The organism is Roseovarius sp. MMSF_3350 (assembly GCF_030733425.1).
Classification (GTDB): Bacteria; Pseudomonadota; Alphaproteobacteria; order Rhodobacterales; family Rhodobacteraceae; genus Roseovarius.
The window spans coordinates 1-16,942 of record NZ_JASHIZ010000009.1 but is presented as its reverse complement, the minus strand read 5'-3'; the positions used below and the strand labels follow the sequence as shown (position 1 = coordinate 16,942).

General features: G+C 62.1%; 18 protein-coding genes and 1 pseudogene. 7 read left to right on the top strand and 12 right to left on the bottom strand.

Annotated elements, in window-relative coordinates; translation table 11 throughout:
* Nucleotides 1-24 precede the first annotated feature (24 nt).
* Together RBB31_RS10200 and RBB31_RS10195 are read right to left on the bottom strand one after the other, a co-directional pair.
* Nucleotides 25-648: a recombinase family protein gene (locus RBB31_RS10200; protein ID WP_306129186.1), complete on the bottom strand. Its 624-nt coding sequence runs from the start codon at nt 646-648 to the stop codon at nt 25-27.
* A 347-nt stretch (nt 649-995) separates the two neighbouring features.
* Nucleotides 996-1,307 carry a hypothetical protein gene (locus RBB31_RS10195; RefSeq protein ID WP_306129185.1) on the bottom strand — a complete coding sequence of 104 codons (312 nt, stop codon included), beginning with the start codon at nt 1,305-1,307 and terminating at the stop codon, nt 996-998.
* Between the two features lie 147 nt (nt 1,308-1,454).
* Here RBB31_RS10195 and RBB31_RS10190 point away from each other — a divergent pair, with 147 nt between their 5' ends.
* The 3 genes from RBB31_RS10190 (at nt 1,455) to RBB31_RS10180 (ending at nt 5,032) form a co-directional block, all read left to right on the top strand.
* Entirely contained in the window at nt 1,455-2,741 is a 1,287-nt protein-coding gene (locus tag RBB31_RS10190; protein ID WP_306129184.1) for an AAA family ATPase, read from the top strand.
* A gap of 358 nt (nt 2,742-3,099) precedes the next feature.
* Nucleotides 3,100-3,738 carry an abortive infection family protein gene (locus RBB31_RS10185; protein WP_306129183.1) on the top strand — a complete coding sequence of 213 codons (639 nt, stop codon included), beginning with the start codon at nt 3,100-3,102 and terminating at the stop codon, nt 3,736-3,738.
* 391 nt (nt 3,739-4,129) lie between these two features.
* Nucleotides 4,130-5,032: a hypothetical protein gene (locus tag RBB31_RS10180; protein ID WP_306129182.1), complete on the top strand. Its 903-nt coding sequence runs from the start codon at nt 4,130-4,132 to the stop codon at nt 5,030-5,032.
* Nucleotides 5,033-5,050: 18 nt separating this feature from the next.
* Here RBB31_RS10180 and RBB31_RS10175 read toward each other — a convergent pair whose 3' ends face one another.
* The 10 genes from RBB31_RS10175 to RBB31_RS10130 all read right to left on the bottom strand — a co-directional run bounded on the left by RBB31_RS10175 (nt 5,051) and on the right by RBB31_RS10130 (nt 13,151).
* Entirely contained in the window at nt 5,051-5,713 is a 663-nt protein-coding gene (locus RBB31_RS10175; RefSeq protein WP_306129181.1) for a DUF1523 family protein, read from the bottom strand.
* An 11-nt stretch (nt 5,714-5,724) separates the two neighbouring features.
* On the bottom strand, nt 5,725-5,991 hold the full coding sequence (locus RBB31_RS10170) for a hypothetical protein (RefSeq protein WP_306129180.1): 267 nt from the start codon (nt 5,989-5,991) through the stop codon (nt 5,725-5,727).
* Between the two features lie 3 nt (nt 5,992-5,994).
* Nucleotides 5,995-7,386: a DUF6638 family protein gene (locus RBB31_RS10165; RefSeq protein ID WP_306129179.1), complete on the bottom strand. Its 1,392-nt coding sequence runs from the start codon at nt 7,384-7,386 to the stop codon at nt 5,995-5,997.
* 154 nt (nt 7,387-7,540) lie between these two features.
* Nucleotides 7,541-7,909: a hypothetical protein gene (locus RBB31_RS10160; RefSeq protein ID WP_306129178.1), complete on the bottom strand. Its 369-nt coding sequence runs from the start codon at nt 7,907-7,909 to the stop codon at nt 7,541-7,543.
* Nucleotides 7,910-7,927: 18 nt separating this feature from the next.
* Entirely contained in the window at nt 7,928-9,871 is a 1,944-nt protein-coding gene (locus RBB31_RS10155; RefSeq protein WP_306129177.1) for an ATP-binding protein, read from the bottom strand.
* 76 nt (nt 9,872-9,947) lie between these two features.
* Complete coding sequence (locus RBB31_RS10150; protein WP_306129176.1) at nt 9,948-11,075, bottom strand: hypothetical protein; 1,128 nt, start codon at nt 11,073-11,075, stop codon at nt 9,948-9,950.
* The gene (locus RBB31_RS10145; protein WP_306129175.1) at nt 11,065-11,268 is read right to left on the bottom strand and encodes a hypothetical protein; all 204 of its coding nucleotides are present in this window, start codon (nt 11,266-11,268) and stop codon (nt 11,065-11,067) included. Before RBB31_RS10145 ends, RBB31_RS10150 begins: the two co-directional genes overlap by 11 nt.
* Before the next feature lie 22 nt (nt 11,269-11,290).
* Nucleotides 11,291-11,449: a hypothetical protein gene (locus RBB31_RS10140; RefSeq protein WP_306129174.1), complete on the bottom strand. Its 159-nt coding sequence runs from the start codon at nt 11,447-11,449 to the stop codon at nt 11,291-11,293.
* A gap of 3 nt (nt 11,450-11,452) precedes the next feature.
* Nucleotides 11,453-12,529, bottom strand: coding sequence for a hypothetical protein (locus RBB31_RS10135; RefSeq protein WP_306129173.1), 1,077 nt, complete (start codon nt 12,527-12,529; stop codon nt 11,453-11,455).
* A 130-nt stretch (nt 12,530-12,659) separates the two neighbouring features.
* Complete coding sequence (locus tag RBB31_RS10130; RefSeq protein ID WP_306129172.1) at nt 12,660-13,151, bottom strand: hypothetical protein; 492 nt, start codon at nt 13,149-13,151, stop codon at nt 12,660-12,662.
* Nucleotides 13,152-13,258: 107 nt separating this feature from the next.
* Here RBB31_RS10130 and RBB31_RS10125 point away from each other — a divergent pair, with 107 nt between their 5' ends.
* The 4 genes and pseudogenes from RBB31_RS10125 to RBB31_RS10110 form a co-directional block, all read left to right on the top strand.
* The gene (locus RBB31_RS10125; RefSeq protein ID WP_306129171.1) at nt 13,259-14,260 is read left to right on the top strand and encodes a hypothetical protein; all 1,002 of its coding nucleotides are present in this window, start codon (nt 13,259-13,261) and stop codon (nt 14,258-14,260) included.
* Nucleotides 14,260-14,661 carry a hypothetical protein gene (locus RBB31_RS10120; protein WP_306129170.1) on the top strand — a complete coding sequence of 134 codons (402 nt, stop codon included), beginning with the start codon at nt 14,260-14,262 and terminating at the stop codon, nt 14,659-14,661. The genes RBB31_RS10125 and RBB31_RS10120 overlap by 1 nt, the downstream gene beginning before the upstream one ends.
* A gap of 101 nt (nt 14,662-14,762) precedes the next feature.
* Nucleotides 14,763-16,064 (top strand): O-acetylhomoserine aminocarboxypropyltransferase/cysteine synthase family protein, encoded by a 1,302-nt coding sequence (locus tag RBB31_RS10115; RefSeq protein WP_306129169.1) that lies wholly within the window; start codon nt 14,763-14,765, stop codon nt 16,062-16,064.
* A 130-nt stretch (nt 16,065-16,194) separates the two neighbouring features.
* Nucleotides 16,195-16,942 (top strand): annotated as a pseudogene (locus RBB31_RS10110) (hypothetical protein); the annotation flags it as partial.

Here is a 16,942-nt window from a genome sequence, read left to right as displayed (position 1 = left end):
CTGCACGCCGCTAGCTTTTCTCCGTCACCCCGAGGCAGTTGGTACAGCGGCCTCCGCCAGTGGATCAGTTGCTTGCTCAGCCCCTGCCCTGTCCTTCTGGTCGTTCAGGATGCGATACACGCTAGCCCGGCCCATCCCGAGCCGCCGTGCGATCTCAGCAGGACCGACGCCATCAGATTTCAGGGCCATCACTTCATCTGCCTTGGCTCTGGCAGTTGGCTTCCTGCCCTTGTACTTCCCGGCGGCCTTGGCCTTTGCAATGCCTTCGCGTTGCCGCTCCAGCATGATCTCCCGCTCAAACTCCGCCACGCCCCCGAGGATCGTTAGCATCAGCTTGCCGGTTGCGGTGCCCGTGTCGATCCCCATGGACAGGATGCGAAGCGAGGCCCCCTTGCTTGATATGACCTCCAGCACCTCCAGCAGGTGCGCCACAGAGCGGGCTAGACGGTCCAGCTTGGTCACGACAAGGGTATCCCCCTCCCGGACATAATCGAGGGCCTCCGCAAGCCGTTCACGGGCTTTCACATCAACAGAGGAGACCTGTTCAACGAAGACCTTCTCGCACCCCGCTGCTTTCAGTTCTGTCTGCTGGGCTTCAAGCCCGGCCTTCTGGTCCAAGGTGGACGTTCTGGCATACCCAACGATCATGGCTGTACTCCGAGTGTCTTAATGATGTCTAAGACATTGATAGACATGTCGTCTCAAAATAGCAATAGGTATTCTGTGAGACATTTTACGGGAACCTCTGAGACGCCTCACTAGAGCAGGGCCTAATGAGACGCTGGCAGAGCCGCAAGCGACTCATCGGCAGCAAAGGGCTCCGAGGACAGCAGCAGAGCCACAGACGGCGAGCACTGGGCCTGTTGCGCTGGTGAGGCCGCTCTAGGTTCAGAGGGGCCTATGGGGGAAGATCGCTCGCGGGGGATATAGATACCCCCTCGCAAAAATTCGTCAGAAATTCCGGAACACTCGGCCACTCCGAGACACGAGAGCCATCAGCTTCCCGCTTCGTGCCAATCTCTGATCGTCCGGGTGAAGTAGGACAAAGCCGTGCCCTGATTGATCCTGCTATCCAGTGACGCAAAACCTGCCAAGAAAATCGGGGCAGATTGACCATCCACGATGAACTCAAAGCACCCGCTTCCGTCGTCAACGCCCGGCTTGGCTTCAGGGTTATACGCAACACGCCAAGTCCCCAGAACCTCTCCATCGCGCGTGATGACATCCCCCGAGGCAAGGCTGACCGCGTATCCACTGTCCAGCCACTCCTCGTGGCCTTCGAAATTAATTGGGTAAATCAGTTCCATGCTGTCCCAGGTAAGCGAGCGCAGGGAATGGGGCAAGCCACTATGTGCAGTATGCCCGTCCGATCCATTCCACAAATCGTCGTAATTCCTTGCCATGAGGTTACCGCTTTGTTCTACTCCAACCGAAATCTGGGGTAAGGGTAACGAATGGCGAAGCTGCACAGCGACAGACCGGTGCTAACTTACGACGACGCGGAATTCGGAGCACTCCTTGGTAGAGTGCTCTCCCCGGCGCGGCCCTTGCAGTCGGCCGAGTTCTTGAGGGGTCGTCATCAACAACTCGCGGAAATCAAGCAGGCACTTTACCAGCCCGGTCGGCATATCCTCATCCACGGCCTGCGTGGCGTAGGGAAGTCGTCTTTGGCGCAAACCGCAGCGTACGCGCTAGCACGCGAGCAAGACCCCATACTGGTTGGATGTGATCGCCACAGCACGTTCCAGAGCATCGTCCGGGAGATTTTTGACGAGGTGGACCGGCGAGACCCGAGATTACGTCAACGAGCGTCGGAAGTCAGCGGATCATTTTCGCGTTTTGGCCTTACCTTCGGCGGCAAGGTCCAAGAGGTCAAAGGCGCTGCTGAGTTGCCAGCTTCAACTAACGACGCAGTGAGGTTGGTCCAGTACCTTTGCGAAGTCTGTGCAAGTGCCCCCGTCATTGTCATTGATGAATTCGATTTGGTGGAGGACCGCGACGAGCAAGAACGCTTCGCGACCTTCATCAAACTGGTCTCCGACAAGCATGTGAACGCGAAGTTCATATTCTGCGGTATCGGAGAAAGCGTAGACGCCATCATGTCAGCGCACGGCAGTGCGGATCGGTACTTTCATACAGTAGGTCTCGGTCAGCTTCCGTGGGAAGCACGAGAGGAAATCATCACCACTGCGGCCGATGCAGTAGGGGTTGATGTCGACAGGGACACCAGCATCCGAATTGCGCGCATATCGGACGGGTTCCCGCACTATGTCCACTTCCTATCTGAGAAACTGTTCTGGCAAGTCTTCTATAAGAAGTCAGACGGCGTAGCGACACCTAACGACTTTGGCGAAGCCATGCTGGCGGCTTCACAGTCTATGGAGATGCGTCTGCGCGCGCCCTACGAGAAGGCAACCCGAAAGTACAACAACGACTACGAGACAGTCTTGTGGGCGGTGGCGGACGGGCATGAATTGATCCGACCCAGCAAAGAGATTTTTGCCAGCTACGAGACCATGATGCGGCAGTTGAGCGACGAGCCTCTGGATCGCGCCAAGTTCAACCAGCGCCTCAACAGCCTCAAGAAAACAAGCCACGCCGCCATCTTAACTGGCTCGCGAGCAGGCTGGTATGAGTTCACAGAGAAGATGGTCAGGGGTTACGTCCGATTGCGTGCAGAGACCGCTGGCGTTGAGTTGGAAGTTGACCACCCGCGCATACAGCGAAGTCGGGGCACCTAGAATACAGGCAAATAACTGCCATCTACCAGTTTCGAAGCCGCAAAAGCCAGAGTGTTCCGAAGTGGGACGAATTGGTACGGGCGGCGTCTGTGGATCCAGTAGGGTTAGACAGTGCGACGACCGTCCATCACAGAGTGGGGTAAAGCGAACGATGTCAGACAAGATACCTTCAAGGGTCATCGGGGTACTCGGAGAGGTATTCCCAGCATACTACTCACATAGCGAAATTGACCGACAGTTCACGTATGCAGATGCCCCCGGGGATGCGCCGGACGGCAACAAGACTGTCAAGACTGTTGAGTGGCTGCGCAGGGCGAACAAGTTGTCCCGCAAACCTCTGAGCGTTCTTGGCCCTCTGTTGGAAGACCTGCTAGAGCGTGAGCCGTGGACTTTGGAGAACGCCCCGCCGTGGGCGCAGTTGGAAGAGCCTGAATGGTCCTCAGACCTTCGCGCCTATCAAGAAAAAGTCCGCGCGGCCTTGGCCAAGTCCGGTCTATCGTATTCCGAAGGCGGGTATATCGGAAGCGGTATAGCCACGCCCACTGCGTCCTTGGCTGAGATAATTCGCGAAGGCGGAATGTCCGCAGTCGAAGTCGAGATGAAGCGTGCCATAAAGCAAGTTGACGATGATCCGAACGCAGCGGCCCACTATGCAGGCAATGTATTGGAGGCGGCCTTGAAGGCGTACTTAAAGGCTCAAGATATACCGTTCAAAGACGACAAAGAAACACTCAATACTCTTTGGCAACTCGTCCGGGATGATCTTGGTATTAACCCGAAGAACTTAGAGGCGAAGGACCTCAAAAAGATAGCTTCCGGGCTGAACAGCATCGTGGATGGAACGATGTATCTGCGAAACAAGAAGAGCGGCGCACATGGCCGAACGGAGGATCAGTATCGCGAAACAGCCTTGCGCCCCCGGCATGCGCGCTTGGTCATCCATTCGGCCCATACTCTGGCCGCGTACGTTCTGGAGTGCTTAGCCGACAGCCATTAGCCCGGCTCACTCCACGAGTGCCACGAAACAGCGCGTTCACTAGCGAGCGCCTCGGCCTTGCATTTTGAACACAGGTGCGACACTAAGGTGAGACATTACGCAACTCTCGCTACTCGCGGACCGGGCGTTTTCAAGCACTTACAGCAATGGTGGGCATTCCTAGGTCGCCCACCACTTCCCCACCAGGATCCAGCCGGCAGAAACGCAGCCCTGCACCTATGCGGCGCGGCAAATTATTCGCAGGATAAGCTACTCCGCGCATCGCGCCGCCTCATGTCCAACTGTTCGCAGCATGGTGCGGCCAGGAGCATATCCGCAAAATATTGCGCGATTCCGCTTCATGCGCTACACTCTCGCCATAAAATTAAGAAAACAGGCACCGGGCAGGTCCATGAAATACGTAATCCATCTGGGCGTCCACAGGACGGCGTCCCTGCTGTTGCAGCAAAACCTTTCATCCAATCTCGACCAGTTGCGCGCACAGGGCGTCTTTTACGTGAACGCCGAAATTCCCAAGCTGGTGCAGCGCCAAATCCGCATGATCCGCCGCAGGCACAAGCCTGGCTCGACACCGCACGCCATCGGCAATTTCGCGGAGATAAACGCCGCCATCACCGACGCCGCGGCGCAGGCCGGGGCGCAGACGGTTCTCATCTCGGACGAGCACCGGCTTGGTCCCTCGATGACCCGCAGCCTGCTCTGGAACCAGCCGCATCCCGGCTTCTACCCGCAGGCCGCCACAAACCTTCAGCACGTACAGGCCGGCCTGCCGCTCGAGCAGACGCGCCTGCTGCTCTACACTCGCAACGCCGAAAGCTACCTGCTCAGCCTTTATTCCGATGCGATCCGCCAGAACCAGGTCGCCATGACGCTGGAGCAGTTCTGCCGCAGCGTGAACTTCAATTCGATCAATTTTCACGCTCTGGAACAGGAGCTTGCCGCTCTGCACCCCGACCTGCAGGTCAAGTCGCGCCAGTTCGAGCGGATCAAGCTCGGGCCCGAAACTTACCTGCGCAGCTTTCTGCGCGACATCGGCCTCGATCCCGCGCCCTTCGCCCTGCGCCCCACGCCGCCGCGACCGCAACTTGACGCGATGCAGGTCGAGGCGCTGTTGCACATCATGTCGGGCACCCAGTCGAGACGCGCCGACATGGTCGCCTCGCTGCGCGAGAAGGTGCTGCGCGGTGCGCCAAACCCGCTTGCGCCGCTGGTGCTGCCGGCATGGGTCACCGACTCGATGCGCGTCACCGACGAGGGCCGCGCCTCTGACGGAAGCCGCACCCAAGTCGCCTGAGGCCGCAATTTCCGGGTTTCAGCCCCGGCGCTTGTCCTTGGGCCGCCAGGTATCCAGCCAGCGCCGGACCCGTCCGCGTCTGTCATCGATGGCATTGCCCGCCGCGTCGAACCGCGCCTCGACCCCGTTCCACATCGGGTCGATCCGCCGCGCCCGGAACCTTCGCCACAGCCGCCAGACGCCATAGGCCACCAGACCGAACGCCGCCAGGATCAGGATATTCAGCCACGGGAAGGGCTTGCCCACATCCGGCCCCGCCACCGGCCAGATGCTCACCCCGTTGGGAAAAATCGACAGGAACTCGTTGCGCCACCCGTAATGCTTCAGCGCCGCCCAGCGCGGCGCCTCCGAGGTCGATTTCAGGTCCGCCGCCTCGGCCTGCAGGTTCGACGTGTCGAACTTGAAATAGGGCGGCCAGCCCCAGCTCGTGTCCTCGTTGCGATAGACCATGGTGCTGCCATCCGCCCGCACCGTCTGGATGAAGAACACATCGCGGTTGATCGCCGTGGCGTCGTTGCCGGCGTCGGGGCTGGCCCAGAACAGGCTGTTCTCGCCGAAATCGATCCGCTTTTCATAGGTGTCGGTGACCCGCACGATATCTGTCTGCGGCAACGTATAATGAAAGAACGCCGCCACCAGCACCCAGAACACCGCCCAGAAAAGCCATTTGAGATACACCATCGCCCGCCCCCTCAGTGAAAGTTCGTGAAATAGATGATCGCGGCCACGATGCTGAACGGCACGACGTAGACACCAAGGATCAGCTTGCGCCTCAGCGAGCCATCATACTCTTCCAACCCCTTCTCGATATAGGCGTCACGGTCGCCGGGCCGGCCCGCCTCTTCCCACCATTCGCGCAGCTTGGCTTTCCGCACGCTGCGCGAATAGAGCGACAGCACCACGTAAAGGATCGTGCAGACGATGAACCCGATGACCAGAAGCCGTCCCAATGCCGCCATGTGCTATCCCCTTCCCTTCTTGTCACCCGACCGCCGCACCACCGGCCCCCACGGGCCGACTCGCGCCACCACCGCATCGAGATCCGCCGCCGGCTCTGGCGCTTTCGGCGGCGCGGGCTCTTCCATCGGCGCCTCGTGCCCGAAGAGTGCCGCCCGCGTGCCCAGCTTGTCCACCTGGTATTCGTTCAGCAAGACATCGACGACATAGGCGCGTTTGGTATCCGCCCAGGTCTCGTAACGGCGGTAGAACAGGCTCTTGTGGCAGATGAACAGCTGCCGCACATCCTTGGGCGCCAGTTCCGCCAGCAGCATGTTCACCAGCTCCGCGTCCTTGTGCGCCGCCGCCCGCAGCGTGTAGAAATAGGCCGGGTTGTCCGAGGTGATGACCGGCCACGGCCCGCCATTCTCGGCCCAGTTCAACAGGGCATTCAGCGTGTGAAACTCCTCGGGCAGGAGGTCAGAATGCCGCCGCGCCAGACGGCGCATTTCGGCCCGGCTGCGACCGGCGAATTCCACGCCTTCCCCGGCCAGCGCATCGACCAGCACGAAATCCATCTTCTGCCGCAGGATCGCCGCCGCGTCGATGCCGCGCGCCTTGACGATCGGCTCCACCAGCCCATTCAGGTCAAGAAAACTGGCGATCCGGTTGCGCTCGCCCAGGTCGAAGACGTACCCAATCCGCCCGCCCTCGAACGGCGTCTTGTCCTGCACACAGATCACGCCGGGTAGCTCAAGGTCCTGAAACAGGTACACCCCGCCGAAATGACTGGTCCAGTAATTGCGCTGCTCGAAACTCATTTCCTTCAGCTCGATGGGGTTGCGCAGCACGTCGCCCGTCTGCCCCGCCAGATCGATCATCTCGGCGATCAGCACGTCGTCGAACCACGCATCCTCCTCCGACATGAACCGCTCGACCCTCTCGTCGAGCTTTTCGGCCTGCCGCAGCGCGCCGTTGGTGGTGTCCGCCTCGATCCTGATCCGCCGGATATCGAACAGCCGCTCCGGGCTCGACATGTCATAGACCGAATTGACCAACTCGCCCGCCACCGCATCCCGCGCCGTCAGTGCGAAAAGCGCCGGCTCGTTCTCCTCGATGAACTGTTTCAGGATGCCGCGCGAGGTCGAGAACTGTGCATTCAAGAGCGGTGCGCGCTTCTGGTCCGTGGTCAGCAGGATGAACTGCCGGTTCACCCCCGCATGGTTGAGGTAAAGATCATCCCCCAGCTCATGCCCCACTTCTGGGCTATAACCCGAGATATCGACGTAGAAATCCGTCAGTGTCGTGGTCTTGCCCGTCAGGTGCCTCAGCGCCCGATTATACCGCTCCACCAGCGCCGGGCTCGCCACATGCACCAGGTTGCCAAACATCAGGCCGGATCTGATCAGACGCTCCATGCACCACCTCCGTAGGGTGGGTTTCCAACCCACCATCCCCCACCTGCCGAAAGGGCCACCCCGCCCCGGACCCGATCCGGGGCCTCTTTTTTCCGGCACCGAGGTCCAGGGTCAAGCCCGGGACGGGCGCTCGCAATGACCGCCTCCACGCCCATCACGCCTCCCTCCTCGCCATATCCTCGCCCTTCAACCGCTCCACCCGCTGCGCAAGCCCCAGCCAGACGAAGGCCAGCACCGGCCCCCAGACCGCCACCGCCCCCAACGAACTGCGCAAGTACATCCAGGCGATGATCCCCTGCCCGGCAAGCGTCCGCCCGCCCAGCAGGCTGCGCTTGTCGAACAGCGCGAACACACCCGCGCTCGCCGCCAGCAGCAGAAGGACCGACAGCACGACCGACACCAGAACCCGGCCATGCGACCGCGTCCCCCGCGGCGTCAGCACCCACGGCAACAGCGCCGCCAACCCGCCGATGATCAGCAGCGGCAGCCCCGTATTCACCAATGTCACGCTCGTGTCGTTCATCCCGTAGAGTGCGTGATGTCACGCACTGCCCTCCTTCGCCGCCAGATACCGCCGCTTGGCTTCCTCTGTACGCCCGAAATCGCGCACCATGGTCTCGATCGCCACCTCGTCCGACTTGTCGGCATAGCGGAACTCTGAATCCGCGTAGCGGTTGATCTCCTGGATGACCATCTCCACCGTGATCGGTTGGCGCAACTCCTCGATCATGCCCTTCTTCTCCTCGTAGGACTTGAACAGGAACAGGTCGGGTTTCTCCATCCACTCGTCCGGCAACTCGAAATCCATCGCCCGCACCTTCACCGCGTCGGTGATGTTCTTGATCGCACGACCCGTAAACCGCTCGTCCGCCTCTTGGATACCTTTCAGGTAGGTCCCCAGCTTGGCAATCGTGTCCAGCTTACCGATATCCTTCTCCACTCGTTCATAGACCCGGATCAGGCCCTCCTCGTGGGGCCTGGCGTGGCTCTCGAACGACGCCGCCACGGCCTTCTTGATCTCCTGCGCGGCATAGACCTCGTGCTGGCCCAGAGGGATGTCGTGGTTCTTGCCCATCAGCAGGTAGAGGATGTCGATATAATCCTCCCGCGTCTGCGGCCCGTCCACCAGGAACCGCGCCCCCGCCCGCTGGCGCAGCGCGTCGTCCACGTTCTCGGGATAGTTCGAGAACATGCCGAAGGTGCAATTCCCCCGCACCACCGTGTTGGCCCCGGCAAAGCTCTCCATCAGCACGGCGGTGATCTCCAGCTGCCCCGCGCTCGATTGCCGGTCGCCGCGCTTGCCCGCCAGCTGGTCGATATCGTCGATCGTGCCGAACCCGATCACGCCCGGATCGATCACGGTGTTGATGAACGCCTTGGCATTCTGCGCCGACTTGCCCTGGTAGCTGTCGATGCTCTCGGTGCTCAGGTTCTGATACCGAAACGGATAGCCCACGTTGTCGCAATAGCCCTTGATCAGCCCCGCCATCATCTGGATCAGCGTCGTCTTGCCCGTCCCCGGCTTGCCGTCGCCCATGAAGGTGAAGATGAACCCGCCCAGCTCGGCGAAGGGGTTCAGCTTTCGCTCGAAATCATAGGCCATCAGCATCTTGCTGAGCTTCAGCGCCTGATACTTGGCGATATGGTTGCCCACCACCTCATGCGGCTGCTTGAAGGTCATGGTCAGGGTCGACGACTTGCCCTTTGATGCGGCGTCAAAACCGCGAATGGTGAAATCATCCGCCTCCACCCGCCAGCTTGCGCCGGTGAATGCGCTCAGCCGCCCGGCATTCTGGGCGCGCAGCGCGATCTTCTCCATCAACTGCTCGGCAAAGGCGCTGACCGTCGCCACCAGACGCGCATCGTCGCCAGCGTGGGCCGCGATATCCTGGTCCAGTTCCCACAACGCACCATGCAAAGCCAGTTGAGAATTGTCGGTCAGAACCTCCTCCACCTCACCCACCTCGACGCTCACCTCCGAGCCATGCGGCGCCAGAAGGAAGGCCGTCGCGTTGGCGAATACATGCCCCACCGCCAGCGCCTCGGCCCCCAGAAGCTCGGTGAACTCGGTCTTGCGGTCCACGCCCAGCGACCCGGCCAGGTTCGCCCGCCGCAAATCGGCCAGCCCCGTGGCGTCGGAAAACTGCTCGCCCACGGCCAGTGCGATGGCAATCGCCCGCCTCAAGCCGTGCAATACCGTAGCCTGCATCGGGCTCACCAGCGGGTCGTCGCCATCGGCGGCCTCGATCCGCTCCACCAGATGCACGCCCTCGGGCCGCGCGGTCGAGCGTGTCACCAGCCCCGGCGTCGTCGTGCGGAACCGCCGCCGCGTGCCCAGTCCGGCTGACTTCTCTTCCTGCGGCGCCTCTGCCGTTTTCGCAATCCGGGGGGTGTGATCGAACCCCGCCAACATCGTCGCGGCCGCCGCGTAATGCGTGGCGATATCCTCTTCGCGCAATTCCATCGTGTCTGCCGTCAGGCTCATTAATCTTCTCCCCGATGGTGGGTTTGAAACCCACCCTACAATCTGGCGTAGGGTGGGGTTTCACCCCACCTCGCGTTCAATATCTCAGCACCCGCCCCCCCGGGCTGACCACGTACTTGGTGACCGAAGAAAACCCCGGCGGCGTCTTTTCGGCCAGCACCTGATACGGCCGCTCGGGCAGAATGATGCTCCGGTCCATCCGCGTGGCCCCGGTCTCGGCCCCCTGCCCGGAAAACGGGTCCAGCGCGAAGACCTCGCGCTCCACCGTTCCGAACCATCCCGACCGCTCCTCGATCACGCGCTCGCTTTCCAGCACCTCGTCGGTCCACGCGAGCGCCCAGTCCTGACCCACAGGCGATCCCGCTTCGGCCAGAACGTCCCGCATCGGCCCCGACTGCCGGGTAAAGGCATGGCTGTACATCGGCCCCACGTGAAACCGCCGCATCCGCTTGGGATGCAGGTCGTCAAAGCTTTCGTCGAACCCCTTGGCGATGGTCAGCAGCTTCAGCCCGCCCAGGGATTGCGCCATCAGGTGCGCCTGCACCTCCGGCCAGCGCCGCTCGTCCTTGCCCAGGGGCGCGCGGCCCGTATCCTCGACCTCCATCAAATAGATCGTCGGCAGGTTCACCTGGCTGTCATAGACCGCCCAGTGCAACAGGTAACGCCGCCGCTCGTCCAGCCCGCTTACCCATTGGATCTGTGGATCGTTCTGGGCCCAGAACAGATGACCCTTCGTCATTTCCTCATAGTAAAGCCGCTGCGACAGCGCAAATTGCAGCCGCGTCGGGATCGTCCTCTCGGAAATGATCTGCTCGACCATCTCGCGCTTCAGCGTTTCGGTATCCGGCATGCCTTCCAAATGCCGCCGCGCCTGCGCCGCGTCATTTGCCATCACCATCAGTTCCGAAAACATCGGAAAGCCGCTTTCCTCAATGTCCATCGCCAGCGAGCCAAAAAACTGCCCGGTATCGCGCCCCACCAGCAGGTACTTCATGCTCAGCGCCTTGAAGGTATAGGCGATGCCCTGAACATAGGTCGTCAAAACCTCGACCTCCTGCGTGCTCAGGGCGCCTTCTGCCTGCATCACGGCGGCCACGCGACCCAGATGCGCCGTGATCCGCTCGAACTTCGCGAAGTACCGGCGCGACGCGAAAAGGTCGGTCAGCGCGGCACGGTCCGATTGCTGGGGGATACTATCCGTCATGCTTCGACTTTTTCCAACCACCCCAAACACTTAAGACACCATATGTCAGCACAAGCGCCAGAGCGACGGTCGATAGTAGCAAGAAACCCTCACGGTAGACGTCGCGCCCCCATACCTCGATGACGACTCGCTTTGCGAGCAACAAACCGAACAGGACAAACAGGGCCAGGTTGCGCGTGCTGGAATATTTCATCTTTTTCCCTGCAATGCTTCGCTCAAGAACCTCCGCCGCCCTTGCGCCCTCTGCTGATCACGATCAACCCCGCAATGCCGAAGCCCACACCGACAAGGTTCACCCAGGCCGGCACGGTAAACACGAACGACACCACGAGGCAGACGACGGACAGACCAATGGCAAGCGTTCCCAGCCCCATGCCCTAGCCGCCATAAGCGTTGGCGTCGTGCTTCTCGATGATCTTGGAGAACCGCCGCGCGAACCGCTCGTCCGCCTTGGCCTTGGCCTCCAGCACCTCGCGGGCAAAGACCATGTGATCCTCATGCGCCTCCAGCATGTCGGCCATCTTCTGGTTGGTGGCCGCGCCGATACCCGCCATGGCGCTCTGCGCCTCCTGGTCGGTCTTGACCCCGATCTCGTTGATCCGGTGCGCCACGTCCTGCTGCTGCGCGGTCTTCAGCGACTTGGTGAGCGCGTCATACAGCACGACCCGCTGCTTGGTGTCGGTCTGCAACTTGTTGATCAGCACCATCTGCGTCGCCGCCTGGTTCTGAAGGCTGTCGACCCAGGTCTTGCCCTTCTCGATATACCGCTCCAGCGTCTGGCTTTTCGCCAGCTTCACCTGCTCCTGCTGCACCATCTCGTTATACCTGGCGTTCATCTCGGCCAGTTCGCTTTCCAGCTTGGTGCGCGCCGCCGCGTCGGTCTCGTTGGCGATCTTGTTCTCCAACTCGATGATCTTGGGGTCCATCCCCTGAATATCGGCCCGCAGCGTCTCCAGCTCGCCCACCGTCGCCTCTCGCTCATCCAGCGTTTCGGTCAGGTTCGTCTCCACCTTCACCTTGTGCTCTTCCAGCGTGCGCAACTGGCCTTCCAGCAATTGCACGATGATGTCGGATTTGGAAATCAGGTCCTGCAACTTGTCGTCGATGCTGGCGGTGCGGATCCGCTCCTGCCGCATGCTGTCGGCCTTGTGACGGTTGAAGATGCCGACGAAGCTTTCCCAGCCCGTCTTGGTCCGCATCTCGTCGAAATCCCTGGAAAACCCGGCCGTCACGTCGTCCAGTCCCATGATCAGCTCGGCGATGTTTGCGTTCATCGTCTCGGTATGGGCATGGACCTCGTCCAGCGTCGCGTTCTCGATATCAAGGCTGGCATCCTCGCCGCCCTTGATCTTGGACCGCGCGCTTTCGATCTTGCTGGTCAGCTCGGCGATCTTCGCCTGCGCCGACGCGACCTGTTCCTGACTTTCGCGCACCTGCGCATCCAAATTCGCCATCACTGATCCCTTTCAGGCAAAGTTAATAACCTTAACATCAATATAGGCACGCCGCCGCGGATTTGAAGGCGCCCCGCTCCCCCAAGGTTTTCGCAAAACCTTGCACGCGGGGCAAGAAAGACGTGCATGCTCAGGGGATCAAAACTTCCGCCCGTCCAAAAGTCCCCTCCGCCGTGGCCAGGTCGTCATACAGGATTTCGACCGCTATGCTCTCGATCTCGCCCGGCCCGAAGCTCTTGTAGATCACCGCGTTGTCGGGGAATGCGTTGGGGGCGGCGGTGTCCGTCTGACACGGCGGCATCTGCCAGACCTCCATCGCCCCGCCATTCACGCCGACCCGAACCTGGTGCATCCCGCAGCGCCAGCTCAGCAGATGGGTCAGGTACAGGAGGTCCTGGCCATCGTATTCGCGCACCGCCACCCAGTTGCCGCGCGTGGCCTCGATAATTGGCTTGATTTCGGCGGCGGTGGTGAACTTGCCTGTGGGCGTTTGATCCTCGGCTTCGAACCCGGCGAGCGCTTGGGCCCCGCCCGCTCCCGCCCGTGCCGCGCCATCGCGGCTTGTGTCCTCCGCGCCGCCGCTCAGCGCCACGGCAAGCCCGATCAAAAACCAGTCGATCATCCGAAAATACCTTTCCTTTCAAAAATCTGCGCAACTGCCTCTCGCGCAACCGCGCCGCACCGCCTATACTGCGCCGAAAGGGCAGTTCAGGCAGGCGTGACCCGAGTATGGCCGCGAAAAAGTCAAAAGACCAAGCGTTCAATATCGTGGTGGTCGGCCAGGCCGGCCGGCTTCAGTTCGAGGCGGTGCTGTTCGCCGCCTCCCTGCGCGCTCGCAGTCCCGACTTCAAAGGCCGCCTATTCGTGGCAGAGCCGCAGCCCGGCCCGCTGTGGAAGAACGACCCGACCATGCGCGGCGACATCCGCGCCCTGCTGGAAAGCTACGGTGCCGAGATCGTGCCGTTCGAGTCCCGGCACTTCGGTCAGACCTATCCCTACGGCAACAAGATCGAATGCCTGACCGCCCTGCCCAAGGGCGAACCGTTCGTGTTCTTCGACACCGATACCCTGATCACGGGCGACCTCACCCGCGTGCCGTTCGATTTCGACCGTCCCACCGCCTCGCTCCGTCGCGAAGGCACCTGGCCAGAGATCCAGCTTTACGGGCCGGGCTACACGCAGACCTGGAAATCGCTCTACGACAAGTTCGGGCTGGATTTCAAATCCTCGCTGGACACGTCCCAACCGGATGAATACTGGCGCCGCTACCTTTACTTCAATGCCGGCTACTTCTTCTACAAATGCCCGCATGTCTTCGGCCAGCGCTTCCTCGACTACGCGTTGGCGATCCGCGACGACCCGCCCCCCGAACTGGTCTGCCAGTCGCTCGATCCCTGGCTTGATCAGGTCGCGCTGCCGCTCGTCATTCATTCCCTTGGCGGCGGTCGCGACACCCTGCCCGAAGGTCTGCTCGACGGCGAGGTGTCGTGCCATTACCGCCTGCTGCCGCTGCTTTATGCCCGCGAGAACGATGATGTCGTCGCCCTGCTGGAAGAGATCAGCGCGCCCAATTCGGTCAAGAAGCTCCTCAAGAACTACGACGCCATGAAGTTCATGATCTACCATGGCCGCGGCCACAAGGTGCGCGACCTCTTCGACCGCGAGGACATGCCGCGCAAGGAACAAGCGATCCGCAACACCATCCGCCGCAACGGCTTCTGGATGCGCTGATGGCGCTCGCCCATGTGCCCGGCCTGACCCGCATCGCGCAGGTCTTCGGCCCGTCGGACGCGATGCTGGCCGTCGCCGCCCTCGAAGGCGCGGGCTTCCGCGTTTTCGTTCCCGGCTTTCACACGCTCTCGAACGCGCAATACCTCTCGGTTGCCCTGGGCGGCGTGCCTATCATGGTCGAGACCGCCCGCGCAGCCGAGGCCGCGGCCTTTCTCGACGCGCTGGAAACCTCCTCCGTCGAGGTGCTTTCCCCCTCGGACTTCGAGAGCGCCCCCGATGACGAGCTGCCACCGCCCCGCCAGCGTTCCCTGTTACGCCGGGTCGTGGAAAGCGCGTTCTACCTCTTCACCGGAACCGCTCCCGCGCTCCGGGGCCGCTATGGGCGTACCCCGAAGAAGTAGCCCCATATCTCTGCGCCAGTCTCAGCAGAACGCTTCAATCCGCTTGTCCTGCGTGCCGCCATCGCTTACCCAAATGACAAACGCCATAAGGGAGGCTTTCCATGTCCGACGACGACCGCATTCACCAGTTCGGCTTCGACACGCTGCAAATCCACGCCGGCGCCCGGCCTGACCCGGCCACCGGCGCGCGCCAGACGCCGATCTACCAGTCCACGGCCTATGTATTCCGCGACGCCGAACATGCCGCCGCCCTCTTCAACCTCCAGGAAGTGGGCTACATCTATTCCCGCCTCACCAACCCGACCGTCGCCGTGCTTCAGGAACGCGTCGCCACGCTCGAAGGCGGCGCCGGCGCCGTCTGTTGCTCGTCTGGGCACGCCGCCCAGATCATGGCGCTTTTCCCGCTGATGGGTCCGGGCAAGAACGTCGTGGTGTCCACCCGTCTCTACGGCGGTTCGATAACCCAGTTCAGCCAGACCATCAAACGCTTCGGCTGGTCGGCCAAGTTCGTCGACATCGACGACATGGACGCCATCAAGTCCGCCATCGACGATGACACCCGCGCCGTCTTCTGCGAATCCATCGCCAACCCGGGCGGCCACATCGCCGACCTGCGCGCCGTGGCCGATGTGGCCGATGCCGCCGGCCTGCCGCTCATCGTCGACAACACCTCGGCCACGCCCTACCTCTGCCGTCCCATCGAACACGGCGCCACGCTCGTCGTGCATTCCATGACCAAGTTCCTCACCGGCAACGGCACCGTCACCGGCGGCGTCGTGGTGGATTCGGGCACCTTCGACTGGTCCGCCTCCGACAAGTTCCCGTCCCTCTCGGAACCCGAACCCGCCTATCACGGCCTGAAGTTCCACGAGACCTTCGGCCCGCTGGCTTTCACCTTCCACGGCATCGCCATCGGCCTGCGCGATTTGGGCATGACCCTCAACCCACAAGCCGCGCATTACACCCTGATGGGGATCGAGACGCTGTCGCTGCGGATGCAGAAACATGTCGAGAACGCCGAAACCGTCGCCGCCTGGCTGGAAAAGCACGACGCGGTCGAGGGCGTCACATATGCTGGCTTGAAGTCCTCTCCCTATCACAAGCGTGTCAAGACCGTCTGCCCCAAGGGCGCGGGCGGGCTTTTCACCGTCGCGCTCAAGTCGGGCTACGAAGGCTGCGTCAAGCTGGTGGACAGTCTCGAACTCTTCAGCCACGTCGCCAACCTCGGCGACACGCGGTCGCTCATCATCCACTCGGCCTCCACCACCCACCGCCAGCTGACACCGGAACAGCAGACCGCCGCCGGAGCCGCGCCCAACGTGGTGCGCATTTCCATCGGCTGCGAGGATGCCGACGACATCATCGCCGATCTGGAACAGGCCCTGGCCAAGGCCGGCGCCTGACCACCGGGGGTCTCCGCCGATCGCGCGGATCGTGAACGGGGTATGCCTTTCCCTCGGCGGTAAGCTGCTGTAGAATCCATGCGCGACAGGGGTTCGCCCCTGCCGTGTCCATGGTGCCAGAGCGTTGTGAATGAAACCGAATTTTGCCCTGACCCTGTCCTTCGAAGGCATCAGCCTTCTGCATCGTGCCTTCCCCGGCTGGCACATGGTGGGCGAGGTAAGTCTCGACAATAGCGACCTGCCCGGCGCCCTGGCCGAACTGCGCCACCGGGCGGAACAGCTCGACAGCAACCCGATCCGGTCCAAGCTGGTCATTCCCAACGACCAGATCCGCTTTCTCCAGTTCGATTCCGAGGGCCTCGAAGCGGACGAGATCGCCTCGGCCGTGCACCGCGCCCTCAACGGCGCGACGCCATACCCGGTCGACGACCTCGCCTATGACTGGTCGATTTCCGCCGGCCAGGTGCATGTCGCCGCGGTGGCCCGCGAAACCCTGTCCGAGGCCGAGGCCTTTGCCGCCGAACATGGCTTCAATCCACTGTGTTTCGTCGCCGCCCCCGGCGGTCGCGATTTCGTCGGCGAACCCTGGTTCGGCGAAACCAAAGGCGCCGCATCCCTTTTGCCCGAAGGCGGGCGCATCGACCGTGACACCGCCGCCATCCGGGTCATCGGCACAGCCCCGTTGCACGCGACGCCCGCTGCGGCCTCCGCCGCTGAAAGCGCCGCGCCCGAAGCCGCCCTCGAGGGCGCGCCCGACACCGTCGATCCCGAAGTGCCACACACGCCCGACCCGGACCTCCCTCCCGGCCCGCAGCCCGAAGTGCCGCCCGCGCCGGAACCCGACCTTCCGCCACAGCCCGAACCAGAGGTCCCGCCCA